General features: G+C 69.5%; 12 protein-coding genes. 10 read left to right on the forward strand and 2 right to left on the reverse strand.

The genetic code is table 11. The features are described 5' to 3' along the window. Positions 1-9: 9 nt before the first annotated feature. Positions 10-1,398: a mycothione reductase gene (mtr, locus tag FHU31_RS12125; protein ID WP_167158567.1), complete on the reverse strand. Its 1,389-nt coding sequence runs from the start codon at positions 1,396-1,398 to the stop codon at positions 10-12. Between the two features lie 11 nt (positions 1,399-1,409). Further along, positions 1,410-2,426, reverse strand: a complete 1,017-nt coding sequence (locus FHU31_RS12130; protein WP_167158569.1) for an alpha/beta hydrolase — start codon at positions 2,424-2,426, stop codon at positions 1,410-1,412. Positions 2,427-2,645: 219 nt separating this feature from the next. Here FHU31_RS12130 and mqo point away from each other — a divergent pair, with 219 nt between their 5' ends. The 10 genes from mqo to FHU31_RS12180 all read left to right on the forward strand — a co-directional run bounded on the left by mqo (position 2,646) and on the right by FHU31_RS12180 (position 14,892). Next, on the forward strand, positions 2,646-4,085 hold the full coding sequence (mqo, locus tag FHU31_RS12135) for a malate dehydrogenase (quinone) (protein ID WP_208410906.1): 1,440 nt from the start codon (positions 2,646-2,648) through the stop codon (positions 4,083-4,085). A 13-nt stretch (positions 4,086-4,098) separates the two neighbouring features. Beyond that, positions 4,099-4,566 (forward strand): GNAT family N-acetyltransferase, encoded by a 468-nt coding sequence (locus FHU31_RS12140; protein ID WP_090356696.1) that lies wholly within the window; start codon positions 4,099-4,101, stop codon positions 4,564-4,566. Between the two features lie 23 nt (positions 4,567-4,589). Next, a complete protein-coding gene (locus tag FHU31_RS12145; RefSeq protein WP_167158573.1) occupies positions 4,590-6,476 on the forward strand; it encodes a magnesium chelatase subunit D family protein in 1,887 nt (628 codons plus the stop codon). Positions 6,477-6,486: 10 nt separating this feature from the next. Next, positions 6,487-7,101, forward strand: a complete 615-nt coding sequence (cobO, locus tag FHU31_RS12150) for a cob(I)yrinic acid a,c-diamide adenosyltransferase (protein WP_167158575.1) — start codon at positions 6,487-6,489, stop codon at positions 7,099-7,101. A 14-nt stretch (positions 7,102-7,115) separates the two neighbouring features. Continuing rightward, entirely contained in the window at positions 7,116-8,465 is a 1,350-nt protein-coding gene (locus FHU31_RS12155; protein WP_167158577.1) for a cobyrinic acid a,c-diamide synthase CobB, read from the forward strand. Then, a complete protein-coding gene (cobA, locus tag FHU31_RS12160; protein ID WP_167158579.1) occupies positions 8,462-9,661 on the forward strand; it encodes a uroporphyrinogen-III C-methyltransferase in 1,200 nt (399 codons plus the stop codon). Before FHU31_RS12155 ends, cobA begins: the two co-directional genes overlap by 4 nt. Positions 9,662-9,693: 32 nt before the next feature. After that, entirely contained in the window at positions 9,694-11,265 is a 1,572-nt protein-coding gene (locus FHU31_RS12165; RefSeq protein WP_167158581.1) for an MFS transporter, read from the forward strand. Positions 11,266-11,361: 96 nt separating this feature from the next. Beyond that, positions 11,362-12,681, forward strand: a complete 1,320-nt coding sequence (locus tag FHU31_RS12170; RefSeq protein ID WP_263988026.1) for an alpha/beta hydrolase — start codon at positions 11,362-11,364, stop codon at positions 12,679-12,681. Beyond that, entirely contained in the window at positions 12,578-14,212 is a 1,635-nt protein-coding gene (locus tag FHU31_RS12175) for an MFS transporter (RefSeq protein WP_409371224.1), read from the forward strand. Before FHU31_RS12170 ends, FHU31_RS12175 begins: the two co-directional genes overlap by 104 nt. Next, complete coding sequence (locus tag FHU31_RS12180) at positions 14,209-14,892, forward strand: VOC family protein (RefSeq protein ID WP_167158585.1); 684 nt, start codon at positions 14,209-14,211, stop codon at positions 14,890-14,892. Before FHU31_RS12175 ends, FHU31_RS12180 begins: the two co-directional genes overlap by 4 nt. The last annotated feature ends 6 nt before the right edge of the window (positions 14,893-14,898 follow it).

Below are 14,898 nucleotides of genomic sequence, written 5' to 3' on the forward strand. Positions count from 1 at the left end.
CGGTCGGGGTCAGAGCAGGCCCAGCAGCGCGTTCTCGATCACCTCCGGCAGGGCCGGATGGATCCAATACTGCTTGGTGGCAACCTCTTCGGCGGTCTGGCCGAGGCTCATCGCCTGGATCAAGGGCTGGATGATCGAGGAGGCCTGATACCCCAGGATGTGCGCACCCAGGATTCGGCCGGTGCCACGCTCGCCGATCAGTTTGGCGACACCGACGGTGTCCTCCATGGCCCAGCCGTACGCGGTGTCCCCGTAGCCCTGCACCTTGACCACGATGTCCAGACCGGCGTCTCGCGCCTCGGCTTCGGTGAGGCCGACCACGGCAATCTGCGGATCGGTGAACACCGCCGAGGGCACGAACCGGTGATCGCTGGCCACCATCGCCGCGGTGTCGTCCCAGTCCTGGAGCAGGTTGTGCCGGGTCACGCGCATTTCGTGATTGGCCACGTGTTTGAGCTGAAACGCCGATGACACGTCGCCGAGGGCGAAAACGCCGCGCGCGGTGGTGCGCTGGTACTCGTCGACCACCACGCTGCCGTCCTCGACGGCCACCCCGGCCGTCTGCGCGTCCAGCAGATCCCCGTTCGGGATCCGGCCGGTGGCGACCAGCAACACATCGGTGTCGATCTCGGACCCGTCGTCGAGTTCGAGCACCGTGCGCCCCGCCTCGGTGCGCGCTCCGGTCACGTTGACGTGAGTGCGCAGATCCCACTTCTGTTTCGCCAGATCGGTGAAGCGATGGCAGATCGTCTCATCGCAGTGCGTGAGCATTCCCGGCCCGCGCACCACGACGGTCACCCGCACCCCGAGTGCGGAGAACACGTGCGCGAACTCGGCGGCCACGAAACCGCCGCCGACGATCACCAGATGCTCGGGGAGTTCCTCGATCCGCATGATGGTGTCGCTGGTGTGGTAGGCCACGCCGCAGTCGTGGATCGCCGGCGGCACCGAGGCACGCGATCCCGCCGCGATGACCACCTGATCCGAGCTGAACTCGTCACCGGCCTCGGTACGCAACAGATAGCGGCCGTGCTGCACGCCGGTGAACCGGGTGTGGCTGTCGTAGACGTCGATATTGGACAGCCCCCGTTTGTAGGCCTCGCCGCCGGCTGCGATCGGGTCGATACGGCCGAAGACCCGGTCGACGATATCGGGCCAGCGGACCTCGTCGATATGCGCATCGATCCCGTAGCGTGCCGACGTCCGTACCGTGTGGGCGACCTCGGCCGCGTAGACGAACATCTTCGTCGGTATGCAGCCGACGTTGAGGCACGTGCCGCCGAAGGTGCCCTGCTCGCAGAGCGCGATGCGCATATCGCCGTAGCGGGCGTCATAGCCGGGGTCGGGGATGCTGTTGCCCGAGCCGGTACCGATGATGGTCAGGTCGTAATGCTGCACGCGATGGCGCCCTATCCGGATTGTGTTGTGAACGACCGATTCTGGTTACTCAAGTACCAATCCAACCAGGCGTCGAGCTCCCGGTAGGCGGCGGCCCGCGGCTCGGCCAGGGACAGGAACACGTCGTGCTTGGCATCGGTGATCGGTACCACGGTGACGCGGCTGCCGACACAGCCGGCCCAGCGGGCGATCTGGGCGACATCGAGCACCGCGTCCCCCCGCTGGATGACGTCCGGGTCGGAGGACTCGGCGACGCTGTGCCCCGACCGCAGGATCAGCGAGGGCACCCCGACGTCCAGCCCGCGGTGCAAACGCGCCTGCGCCCGCCGGATGGCGTTGATCCAGCCGAACGTCACCGGGAACCCGCCCAGCGGTTTCCACTCCAGGTCGTAGTCGAATTCCCCCGCGTAGTCGCGATGCAGGGTGCTGCCGTAGCCGCCTTCGGCGACGGGCCTGCGGATCACCTGCATCTTGCGCAGCCGGGCCAGGGCGATCAGGGCTGCCGAGGTCGGCGCGCTGCGCAGGATCGCCGGTCCGTGCAGATCGAACCACGGGCTGTTGAGCACCAGACCCGTGATGCGCCCGTCGGCCCCGCGACGGCGCAGCCGGTCCAGCCACAGCGTCACGATGAGTCCACCGGCCGAATGGCCGTAGACCAGCACCTCGGCGGCATCGACATGCCCCAGCGCGGCCTGCAGCGCGGTGTCGTAGCGGGCCAGGTCGGTGGTGAAGTGCGGGGTCTGCCCGTCCAGCCGGGACCGACCGCATTTGGGCAGGTCCAATGCGTAGACGTCGAACCCGCGGGCGGCGAAGCGGTCGGCGAGTTCGGTGTGGAAGAAGTAGTCGGTGAAGCCGTGCACCACCAGCACGGCCCGGGCACGTGGGTTGTCCCGCTCCCGGTGCACCAGGGTGGCCACCAGGTCGCCTTCGCCATCCGGGTCGGCCCCCAGCGCCAGAGTCAGTGCCCGGTAGCCGGGTAGGACGTCGGGCTGCCACTGCGCATGCGAATGGCTCTGCGATGCCGTCACGGCTTCACCCTATTCGCACGCCTATCCGCACGCCTATCCGCACAGGTGACCGAAAGCACCCGGCACGGCCCGTTACCCGGCAGACCCGTCGCGATAACCTGAGAACCAGAAGAACCGTCGCGTACCACCTGCGGCGGGCCATGCGACACGAAGGACCAGCCAACGGTGTCTGACCCCAAGGTAGCCAAGACCGACGTCGTGCTCGTCGGTGCGGGAATCATGAGCGCCACCCTCGGCGCGCTGCTGCGACTGGTCGAGCCGAGTTGGTCGATCACGCTGATCGAACGCCTCGACGGCGCCGCTGCCGAGAGCAGTGACCCGTGGAACAACGCGGGCACCGGGCACTCGGCGCTCTGCGAGCTGAACTACACGCCGCAGAAGGCCGACGGCACCGTCGATATCGCCAAGGCCGTCACCGTCAACGAGCAATTCCAGGTCTCCCGCCAGTTCTGGGCCTACGCCGTGGAGAACGGCGTACTGCCCGACGTGCGCAACTTCCTCAATCCGATCCCGCATGTCAGCTTCGTGCACGGCGCGGCCAACGTCGGCTACCTCAAGGCCCGCCGGGAGGCCCTGGTCGGCAACCCGCTGTTCGCCTCCATGGAGTTCATCGACGACGCCGACGAGTTCGCCCGCCGGTTGCCGTTGATGGCGGCCAAGCGGGACTTCTCCGAACCGGTCGCGCTGAACTGGACCCAGTCCGGCACCGACGTGGATTTCGGCTCGCTGTCGCGCCAGCTCATCGGGTACGGCGCCGCCCAGGGCATGACGACCCTGTTCGGCCACCAGGTGCGCAACCTGCGCAAGGAGTCCGACGGCACCTGGACCATCAGCTACATCAACCGGCGTACCCGCGAGAAGTACAAGATCAACGCCAAGTTCGTCTTCGTCGGCGCCGGCGGTGGCGCGCTGCCCCTGCTGCAGAAGGCCGGTATCCCGGAGGCCAAGGGCTTCGGCGGGTTCCCCGTCGGTGGCCAGTGGCTGCGCACCGACAATCCCGAACTCGCGGCGGCGCACCAGGCCAAGGTGTACGGCGCGCCCCCGCTCGGCGCCCCGCCCATGTCGGTGCCGCACCTGGACACCCGGGTGATCAACGGCCGGTCCTATCTGTTGTTCGGTCCGTTCGCGGGCTGGTCGCCGAAGTTCCTCAAGCAGGGCAAGGTCACCGATCTGCCGCTGTCGGTCAAGCCGAACAACCTGGCCTCGATGCTCGGCGTCGGCTTGACCGAGACGAGTCTGCTCAAGTACCTGATCGGCCAGCTGCTCTTGAGCGAGGCCGACCGGGTCGAGACGTTGCGCGAATTCGCACCCAGCGCACGCGATTCCGACTGGGAGCTCGATATCGCGGGCCAGCGTGTGCAGGTGATCAGGCGCCAGGGTGCCGGCGGCGTGCTGGAGTTCGGCACCACCGTGCTCTCGGCGGCGGACGGCTCCATCGCCGGTCTGCTCGGGGCCTCGCCCGGAGCGTCGACCGCGGTGCCCGCCATGCTGGAGGTGCTGGAGCGCTGCTTCGGGGACCGGTACCCGTCCTGGCAGCCCAAACTCAAGGAGATGGTGCCGTCGCTGGGAACCAAGCTGTCCGGCGAACCCGGCCTGTACCGCGAGGTGTGGGATTGGGGCACCAAGGTGCTGCAGCTCGACACTCCCGCAGCCGTGTGACGACGGTGCGCCGATGACGGTCGCGCTGCGCCGGAGCTGGGCGCAGGATCTCGACGCCGCCACCCTCTATGAGCTTCTCAAGCTGCGCGTCGAGGTGTTCGTGGTCGAGCAGGCCTGCCCCTACCCGGAGCTCGATGGCCGTGATCTGCTCGCCGAGACCCGGCACTTCTGGCTGGAAAGCCCTGACGGACAGGTGATTTCGACGTTGCGTTTGATGGAGGAGCACCCCCGCGGGGAGAAGGTGTTCCGCATCGGGCGGGTCTGCACCAAACGCACCGAACGCGGCAACGGGCACACCGCCCGGCTGATGCAGGCCGCCATCGCGGAGGTCGGCGACTATCCGTGCCGGATCGACGCACAGACCTACCTGCAGGAGATGTACAGCGCGCACGGTTTCGTCCGCGACGGTGACGAATTCCTGGAGGACGGCATTCCCCACGTGCCGATGATCCGGCCGGGCTTGGGAGCGGGACAGCAATAGTGACCTCGACAGTGAGCTCTACGATGGCGAACTACCCGTTCAGCGCGCTGGTGGGCCACGACCGGCTCCGGCTGGCGCTCATCTTGTGCGCGGTGCGCCCCGATATCGGTGGGGTGCTGATCCGCGGCGAGAAGGGCACCGCCAAATCGACCGCGGTCCGCGGCCTGGCGACCGTGCTGTCCCAGGTCGACGACGAGGCGCGGTTGGTGGAGCTGCCGATCGGTGCCACCGAGGACCGGGTGGTCGGATCACTGGATCTGCAACGGGTGCTGCGTGACGGTGAGCAGGCCTTCCAACCGGGTCTGCTGGCCCGGGCCCACGGCGGGGTGCTCTACGTCGACGAGGTCAACCTGCTGCACGACCATCTGGTCGACGTACTGCTGGACGCCGCCGCGATGGGCCGCGTGCACATCGAGCGGGACGGTATCTCACACAGCCACGACGCCCGGTTCGTCCTGGTGGGCACCATGAATCCGGAGGAGGGGGAGCTGCGCCCGCAGCTGCTGGACCGGTTCGGGCTCACCGTCGATGTGGCCGCCTCACGTGATGTCGATGTGCGCGTCGAGGTGATCCGGCAGCGGCTGGCGTATGAAGCCGACCCGCGGGGGTTCGCCGACCGCTACTCCGACCAGGATGCCGCACTGGCGGCCCGGATCACCGCCGCTCGGGCCGCGCTGGTCGATGTTGTGTTGCCGGACAACGAGTTACGGCGGATCGCCGCCCTGTGCGCGGCCTTCGACGTGGACGGGATGCGCGCGGATCTGGTGCTGGCCCGCACCGCGGTGGCGCACGCGGCCTGGCGGGGCAGCGCGACCGGGGCGAGCGCAGCGACGGGGAAGGTGACCGTGGCCGAAGAAGATATCCGGATCGCCGCGGAGCTGGCGCTGCCGCACCGCCGCCGCCGTGACCCGTTCGACGATCCGGGACTGGATCAGGACCGCCTGGACGAGGCGTTGGCCGCGGCCGATCAATCGGGACCGGAGCAGGAGCCGGAACCGGATCCCGACCCGCCGGGCGGCGGTGGGGCCGAAGCAGCCAATGGCGCCGAGGCGTCCGGTGGCGCCGAGAGCTCTGCGCCGCAGACGAATTCGGGTAACGGTGCGAGCCGTCCCAGCGCGCCGCCCGCGGCGACCTTCCGGACCAAGGCGTTGCTCGTCCCGGGTGTCGGTGAGGGCGCGCCGGGCCGCCGTTCGCGGGCGCGCAACCGCACCGGCGCCACCGTGGCGGCCACCGACGTGCCGGGCGACGGTCACGGGGTGCACGTCTTCGCCTCGGTGCTGGCGGCCGCGGGCAATCAGCGCCGGGCCGGCCGGCCGCGCATCGGGCCCGAGGACGTCCGGCGCGCGGTGCGTGAAGGCCGGGAGGCCAACTTGGTGATCTTCGTGGTCGACGCCTCCGGGTCGATGGCCGCGAGGGACCGGATGTCGGCGGTCAGCGGTGCCACGCTGTCGCTGCTGCGGGACGCTTACCAGCGTCGCGACAAGGTTGCGGTCGTGACCTTCCGTCAGGACCGGGCGCAGGTGCTGCTGCCCCCGACCTCCTCGGTATACATCGCCGGACGACGACTGGCGCGCTTCGACACCGGGGGGAAGACCCCGTTGGCGCAGGGCCTGCTGGCCGCACGCGACGTCGTGCTGCGGGAGAAGGCGCGGGACCGGTCCCGGCGCCCGCTGGTGGTCGTGCTCACCGACGGGCGGGCCACCGGCGGTGCCGATCCGCTGGGCCGCACCGAGACGGCCGCCCGGTTACTGGTGGCCGAGGGTGTCGCCGCCGTGGTGGTGGACTGCGAGACGTCCTACGTGCGACTGGGATTGGCCACCCGGCTGGCTCAGCAGCTCGATGCCCCCGCGGTCCGTCTGAGTCAGTTGCAGGCCGGCGAGCTGACCTCGCTGGTCAAATCAGCAGCCTAGGAGATGTCTGATGCCACAAGGGCAACCGCTCACGGTTCCGAATGACGGGCTGACCACCAAGGCGCGCCGCAATGCCCCGTTGCTCGCGGTGCACACCGGCCCCGGCAAGGGGAAGTCGACCGCAGCCTTCGGGATGGCGCTGCGCGCCTGGAACCAGGGTTTCGATATCGCGGTGTTCCAATTCGTGAAGAGCGCCAAGTGGAAAGTGGGCGAGGAGAGCGCCTTCGCCGCCCTGGGCCGGATGCACGACGAGCACGGTGTCGGCGGGCCGGTGCAGTGGCACAAGATGGGGTCGGGCTGGTCGTGGACGCGTAAGCACGGGTCCGAGGTCGACCATGCCGAGGCGGCCCGGGACGGCTGGGCCGAGATCCGCAGCCGGCTCGCGGAGGCGCGCCACGACTTCTACGTCCTCGACGAGTTCACCTATCCGCTCAAGTGGGGCTGGATCTCCGTGGACGAGGTGGTCGAGGTGCTGGCCGACCGCCCCGGTAACCAGCATGTGGTGATCACCGGCCGCGACGCCCCGCAGCGACTGCTGGAGGCCGCCGATCTGGTGACCGAGATGACCAAGATCAAGCACCCGATGGACGCCGGCCGCAAGGGCCAGCGCGGTATCGAGTGGTAGCGACGGTGAGTGCGGTGACACCAGCCGTCATCATCGCCGCCCCCGCCTCGGGCAGCGGCAAGACCACGGTGGCGACGGGCCTGATGGGCGCGCTGCGCCGTGCCGGACACCGCGTCGCCCCGTTCAAGGTGGGCCCCGACTTCATCGACCCGGGCTATCACGCCCTGGCCACCGGGCTGCCGGGCCGGAACCTGGATCCCGTGCTCGTGGGGGAGGACCTGATCGGCCCGCTGTACCGACACGGCAGCGCACACGCCGATATCGCGGTCGTCGAGGGCGTGATGGGTCTGTTCGACGGCCGTATCGCACCCGACCCCGGGCCGGCCCGCGGATCCACCGCCCAGGTCGCGGGCCTGCTCGGTGCGCCGGTGGTGCTGGTGGTCGACGCGCGGGGCCAGAGTCAGAGCATCGCCGCACTGCTGCACGGCTTCTCGACCTTCGACAGCGGGCTGCGCTTCGCCGGGGTGATCCTCAACCGGGTCGGCTCACCGCGCCATGAGCAGGTGCTGCGGCAGGCCTGCGAACAGGTCGGCATACCGGTGCTGGGCGCCATCCCGCGCGCGGGAGAACTCGAGGTGCCGTCCCGCCATCTCGGCCTGGTGACCGCCGTCGAGTATGGCCGGCATGCCGAACGGGCCGTGGCGGCGATGGCCGATCTGGTGGCCCGGCACGTCGACGTGGCCGCCGTGGTCGCCGCCGCCGGGTCCGGGGTCACCGCCGCGCCGTGGAGTCCCGCGGCGGCCGAACCGGTGCGCGGGGTGACCGTCGCCCTGGCCGCCGGGCGGGCCTTCAGCTTCGGCTACGCCGAACACCGTGAACTGCTCGTCGCGGCCGGCGCCGATGTCGTCGACTTCGACCCGCTGGCCGACGAACTACCTGCCGCGGCGACCGCCGTCGTCATCCCGGGCGGTTTCCCGGAGCAGTTCACCGCCGAGCTCTCGGCCAACGAGACGGTACGGGCCCAGATCCGGGCGCTGGCCGCCGCGGGCGCCCCGGTGCACGCCGAGTGCGCCGGGCTGACCTATCTGGTCGACGATCTCGACGGGGTACCGATGTGCGGTGTGCTGGCGGGCACGGCGCGGTTCACCGAACGCCTGACGCTGGGTTACCGGGACGCGGTGGCGGTCACGGACTCGTCGCTGCACCGGGTGGGCGAGCGGGTCTCCGGGCACGAATTCCATCGCACCGCAGTCACTTTCGCCACCGACTATGACCAGGCCTGGGCCTATCGGGGCGGGCTGGGCCGCGACGGCGCGGTGCACCGCGGCGTCCATGCCGGCTACCTGCACACCCACCCGGCCGCGCACCCGCAGGCCATCACCCGGTTCGTGGCCGCCGGCGCAACCTTTAAGCTCGCCGGGTGAGTTCAGAGAACGCCTACCTCGTCGGTCTGCGCCTGCAAGGGCGCAAAGTTGTCGTCGTGGGCGGTGGCAGCGTGGCCCAGCGCCGGTTGCCGCTGCTGATCTCGGTCGGGGCGGATGTGCATGTCGTCACCCGATCCGCCACCCCGGCGGTCGAGGCCATGCACCCGATCACCCTGACCCTGCGCGATTTCCGCGATGAGGATCTGGACGGCGCCTGGTACGTGCTGGCCGCCACCGACGATCCGGACGTCAACGCCGCCATCGTCGAAGGGGCCGAGCGCCGCCGCATCTTCTGCGTGCGCGCCGACGCCGCGCGTGACGGCACCGCGGTCACCCCGGCCTCCTTCGAGTTCGACGGCCTGTCGGTCGGCGTGCTCGCCGGCGGGCAGCACCGGCGGTCGGCGGCCATCCGCACCGCGATCCACGAAGCGCTGCTGCGGGGCCTGATCTCCGGGCAGGCGCCCGACACCGTGCACGAGGGGGTGGCACTGGTCGGCGGGGGACCGGGTGACCCGGAACTGATCACGGTGCGGGGACGGCGGCTGCTGGCCCACGCCGATGTCGTCGTCGCCGACCGGTTGGCCCCGCCGGAACTTCTCGCCGAACTGGCCCCGCACGTCGAGGTGATCGATGCCGCCAAGATCCCGTACGGGCGGGCCATGGCACAGGAGGCCATCAACGAGGTCCTCATCGACCGCGCCAAGGCTGGCAAGTTCGTGGTGCGGCTCAAGGGCGGTGACCCGTTCGTCTTCGCCCGCGGCTACGAAGAGGTGCTCGCGTGCGCCGAGGCCGGGATCCCGGTCACCGTGGTGCCGGGTGTGACCAGTGCCATAGCGGTTCCCGCGCTGGCCGGTACCCCGGTCACGCACCGCGCCGTCAACCATGAGTTCGTGGTGGTCAGCGGCCATGTCGCGCCTGAGCATCCCGAATCGTTAGTGAATTGGAATGCGCTGGCCCAGATGACGGGGACCATCGTGTTGCTGATGGCCGTCGAACGCATCGAACTGTTCGCCGACGTCCTGCTGGCGGGCGGCCGACCTGCGGATACGCCGGTCCTGGTGGTGCAGCACGGATCGACGGCCGCCCAACGGACGGTGCGCGCCCGGCTTTCCGACGTTGCCGAAACCGTCCGCAGCGAGGGAATCAGGCCGCCGGCGATCATCGTGATCGGGCCCGTGGCCGGTTTCGGGAGTTAAAGGATTCTTAAGATTACTGTAAGGTAACCCGCATGACGGCTCTCAACGACGCAGAGCGAGCACGCGGGAACAACCGCGCGCTGCCTGTTCGCATCGAGCATGACGGGGCGCAGCGCTCAGGCCGGCTTCCGGCCTGGCTGCCGTCCTGGAACTTCATCGCCGCGGTCATCGCCATCGGCGGCATGCAGCTGCTGGCCACGATGGACAGCACCGTCGCGATCGTCGCCCTGCCCAAGATCCAGGACGAACTCGGGCTCTCGGATGCCGGCCGCAGCTGGGTGATCACCGCCTACGTGCTGACCTTCGGTGGACTGATGCTCCTCGGCGGTCGTCTCGGCGACACCATCGGGCGCAAGCGCACCTTCATCGTCGGTGTCGCGCTGTTCACCATCGCTTCGGTGCTGTGCGGTGTGGCCTGGGACGAGGCCACCCTGGTCATCGCCCGCCTGCTGCAGGGTGTCGGCTCGGCCATCGCTTCACCGACCGGCCTCGCGCTGGTCGCCACCACCTTCCCCAAGGGTCCGGCCCGCAACGCCGCGACCGCCGTGTTCGCTGCCATGACGGGCGTCGGCTCGGTGATGGGTCTGGTGGTCGGTGGGGCACTCACCGAGGTGTCCTGGCGGCTGGCGTTCCTGGTCAACATCCCCATCGGTCTGGTGATGCTCTACCTGGCGCACACCACCCTCAAGGAGACCGACCGCGCCCGGATGAAGCTCGATGCCGCCGGTGCCATCCTGGCCACCCTGGCGTGCACCGCCGCGGTGTTCGGCTTCTCGATGGGCCCGGAGCAGGGCTGGTTGTCGCCGCTCACCCTGGCCTCCGGCGCGGGCGCGGTGCTGTTCGGGTTCGCCTTCTTCTATGTGGAGCGCTCCGCGGAGAACCCCGTCGTGCCGTTCTCGCTGTTCCGGGACCGCAACCGCGTCGCGACCCTGGCCGCGGTGTTCCTGGCCGGCGGTGTGATGTTCACACTGACCGTGCTGATCGGCCTGTATGTGCAGGACATCATGGGCTACAGCGCGCTCAAGGCGGGTATCGGTTTCATCCCGTTCGTCATCGCGCTCGGTATCGGACTCGGTGTCTCCTCGGTGCTGGTGTCCAAGTTCGCGCCGCGCTGGCTGGTCATCTCCGGTGGTGTGCTGGTGCTCGGTGCCATGATCTACGGCTCGACACTCAACGCCGGTATCCCGTACTTCCCGAACCTGGTGCTGCCCATCACGATCGGCGGTTTCGGGATCGGCATGATCGTCGTCCCGCTGACCGTCTCGGCCATCGCCGGTGTCGGTTTCGACGAGATCGGTCCGGTCTCGGCCATCGCCCTGATGCTGCAGAACCTCGGCGGGCCGGTCGTGCTCGCGATCATCCAGGCCGTGATCACCTCGCGCACCCTCTACCTGGGCGGTACCACCGGCCCGGTCAAGAACATGGACGCCGCCCAACACCACGCGCTGGACCAGGGTTACACCTACGGTCTGTTGTGGGTGGCCGCGGTGGCCGTCCTGGTGGGTGCGGTCGCGTTGTTCATCCGCTACTCGGCCGAAGAGGTCGCCCACGCGCAGGAAGTCAAGGACGCGCTGGACGCCGGAGAGCTTCAGCTCGACAATTGAGCACCGGCGAGCTCGACGGTTGAGCGGTCAGTTGCCTCACAGGCAGCCGTTCTAGCCTGACGCCGTGACCCGTATGCCCGCGCCCGCCCTCTGACGGTGTGGCACTTCCTCGGCACCGTCCCGCTGACACACGGTTTACTGCCGCATCTGATCGAGATCGCTACGTTGGCCCTGGTAGTGCTGGCCGCGGTGCGTCGGGGCCGTCGGCTCATGCTCATGCTCGCCGCGGTCGGTGGGGTGGCGCTGGCGGTCGGTGCGCACGCCTATATCGCGGCCATCGGCATCGCCGGTGATCCGGCGCCACGGCCGCTGTGGCTGTGGATCGCGCTGACCGGATTCTGTGCTGTCGTCGCCGTCCTCGGCTGGGTGCGGGCACGGTGGTGGCGGCGACTGGTATCGGTGGCCACGGTGCCGGCCTGTGGGCTCTGTGCGGTGCTGATGATCAATGTCTGGGTGGGGTACTTCCCGACGGTGAACAGCGCGTGGACCAGGCTGGCAGCCCCCGCGGTACCGGATCAGGCCGACCGGATGACGGTCACCGAATTGCAGTTGGCGCACGCACATCCGGCACACGGGGTGGTCCTGCCGGTGACGATCAGCGCGGCGGCCTCCCGTTTCGCCCATCGTGACGAGCTGGTCTACCTGCCGCCCGCCTGGTTCGCCAGCAATCCGCCGCCCAAGCTGCCGACGGTCATGATGATCGGCGCGCAGCTGAATACCCCGGCGGACTGGCTGCGGGCCGGCGACGCGGCCGCCACGATCGACGCCTTCGCGAGCGCTCACGGCGGGAGGGCACCGGTTTTTGTCTTCGTCGACCCCACCGGAAGCTTCGACAACGACACCGAATGCGTCAACGGGACGCGGGGAAACGCTTCGCTGCACCTGACCAAAGATGTGGTGCCCTACATGATCTCGAACTTCGGGGTGAGCCCCGACCGGAGCAGGTGGGGCATCATGGGCTGGTCGATGGGCGGTACCTGCGCGGTCGAGCTGAGTGTGCGGCGCCCGGAGATGTTCAGCGCTTTCGTCGATATCGCCGGTGACCTCGGCCCCAACTCGGGCACCAAGGAGCAATCCATCGACCGCCTGTTCGGTGGCGACTCGGCCGCATGGGCCGAATTCGATCCGGCGACGGTGATGGCCCGCCACGGTCGGTACACCAACCTGTCGGCACGGTTCGTGGTGCCCAGCGGGGGACCGGGGCATGACCCGTTGGCCAACCCCGAGGGGCAGGATGTCGCCGCGAACACGCTGAACGCCCTCGCCCGCACCTACGGGATCGACGGCGCCGTGCAGACCTGGCCGGGCCGGCATGACTGGTTGTTCGCCTCCCGGGCATTTGCAGCGACGTTGCCGTGGCTGGCGGACCGGCTCGGCATCCCCGGGACGCCCAACCCCGCCACCCACGCCGCCTGACGATCGTCCCGGTAGGCGGTGCGCGCCGCAGGTAGGGTCGGGTGGCATGTCAGCGTCAGACCGTGGCATCGCGCGCCTGTCGGACAAGGTGATGGGTGTCGCCATCGTCGCCATCACCGGCATGCAGCTGATGTCGACCCTGGACGGCACCATCGTCATCGTCGCGCTGCCCCACATGCAGGCCGAACTCGGCATGACCGATGCGGCCAAGAGTTGGGTCATCACCGCCTATGTGCTCACCTTCGGTGGCCTGCTGCTGCTCGGCGGACGGGTCGGCGACGCGATCGGGCACAAGCGGGCGTTCATCTCGGGCGTGGGGGTCTTCACCATCGCGTCGCTGGTTTGCGGGCTGGCCACCGAGCCGTACACCCTCATCGCCGCGCGCGCGGTGCAGGGCGTGGGTGCCGCCGTCGCGGCGCCGACCGGACTGGCGCTGATCGCCACCACGTTCGCCGTCGGCCATGCCCGCAATCAGGCGCTGGCGGTGTCGGCGGCCATGCAGGGCCTCGGCTCGGTGCTGGGGCTGGTGCTCGGCGGTGCGCTGACCGGGCTGTCGTGGCGGCTGGCCTTCCTGGTCAACGTGCCGATCGGCATCGTCATCGTCTGGATCGCGGTGACCAGGCTCGCCGAGACCAGGCAGGAGCGGCTCAAACTGGACGTCACCGGCGCCCTGCTGGCGACCATGGCCTGCACCTGCGCCGTGCTGGTGTTCACCCAGGGTCCGCCGCTGGGCTGGACCGACCCGTGGGTGATCGGCGCCGGGGTGGCGGCCGCGGTGTTCTTCCTGGCATTCCTGATCGACGAGCGGGGTGCCGACAACCCGCTGGTGCCGCTGTCGATGTTCGAGGACCGGAACCGGGTGGCCTCCTTCGCCGCCTATTTCCTGGCCGGCGGCGTGATGCTGACGCTGAGCGTGATGATCGGCCTGCTGGTCCAGGATGTGCTCGGCTACTCGCCGCTGCGGGCCGGGATCTGCTTCATGCCGTTCGCCCTCGCATTCGTGGTCGGGAATGTCGTCGCGACCCGGCTGGCGCCCCGGGTGGCCCCGCGATGGGTCATCGTCGGCGGCGGCCTGCTGGTGCTGGCCGCGATGCTCTTCGGATCCACCTTGGACAGGTCGATCCCGTACTTCCCGGACCTGTTCGTCCCGGTGGTGGTCGGTGGCGCCGGGATCGGCGTCATCTCGGTGATCCTGCCGCTGTGCACGCTGGCCAAGGTCGGACCGCGCGACATCGGGCCGGTGTCCTCGGTGACGTTGATGGTCTACAACCTGGGTGGCCCGCTGGTCCTGGTGGTCATCCAGGCGGTGCAGACCTCGCGCACCCTCTATCTCGGGGGCACCACCGGGCCGGTCGGGGCCATGACACCGGCCCAGTTGGACGCGCTCGGCCACGGTTACACGTACTCGTTGCTGTGGGTGGCGGCCATCGCCGTACTGGTCGGGGTGGCCGCCCTGTTCATCGGATTCTCGGCCCGCGATATCGCCCAGGCACAGCACACCAAGGAAGCCGTGGACGCGGGGGAGCTATGACCGACGCAGCACTGCCCAGCCGTCAGCAGATCTCCGATGCGGTCAGCGCGCTGGGCTGGCGGTTGGTACTCGGGGCCCTCCACACCGAGGTGCGGGTGCCGTCGCTGACGGATGCCGCCGCCGTCGCGGTGACCGCGGCGTCGGCCGACGGCGCACAGGACCGCCTCGGCGTCGACATCAGGGCCGACCGGGCGGTGCTGCGAGTGCGCTCGGCGTGCGGGGTCACCACACAGGACATCCGGCTGGCGCAGGCGATCTCGGCGGCGGTGGCCGCGGGTGGCCGGGTCACGACGGTGGGTGCGGTGTCGGTGCAGGCCCTGGAGATCGCGATCGACGCGCTGGACATCCCGGCGGTGCGGCCGTTCTGGAAGGCGGTCACCGGGTATATCGACGAGTCCGGTCCCTCCGACCTGACCGCCGGGCTGGTCGACCCCGCCGGTCGCGGTCCGGCGATCTGGTTCCAGCAGATGGCCGCGCCGCGGGTGCCGGGCGGGCAGCAGCCGCGGAATCGCCTCCACCTCGATGTGGACGTCCCGCACGACGAGGCGCCGGCCCGTATCGGGGCGGCGCTGGCGGCGGGCGGTGTGCTGCTCAGCGACCGCAGGGCGCCGGCGTTCACGGTGCTCGCGGATGCCGAAGGCAACGAGGTGTGTGTCTGCACGTGGCAGGGCCGCGATTAAGCTGGC

The sequence above is a fragment of the Mycolicibacterium fluoranthenivorans genome (assembly GCF_011758805.1).
Taxonomy (GTDB): domain Bacteria; phylum Actinomycetota; class Actinomycetes; order Mycobacteriales; family Mycobacteriaceae; genus Mycobacterium; species Mycobacterium fluoranthenivorans.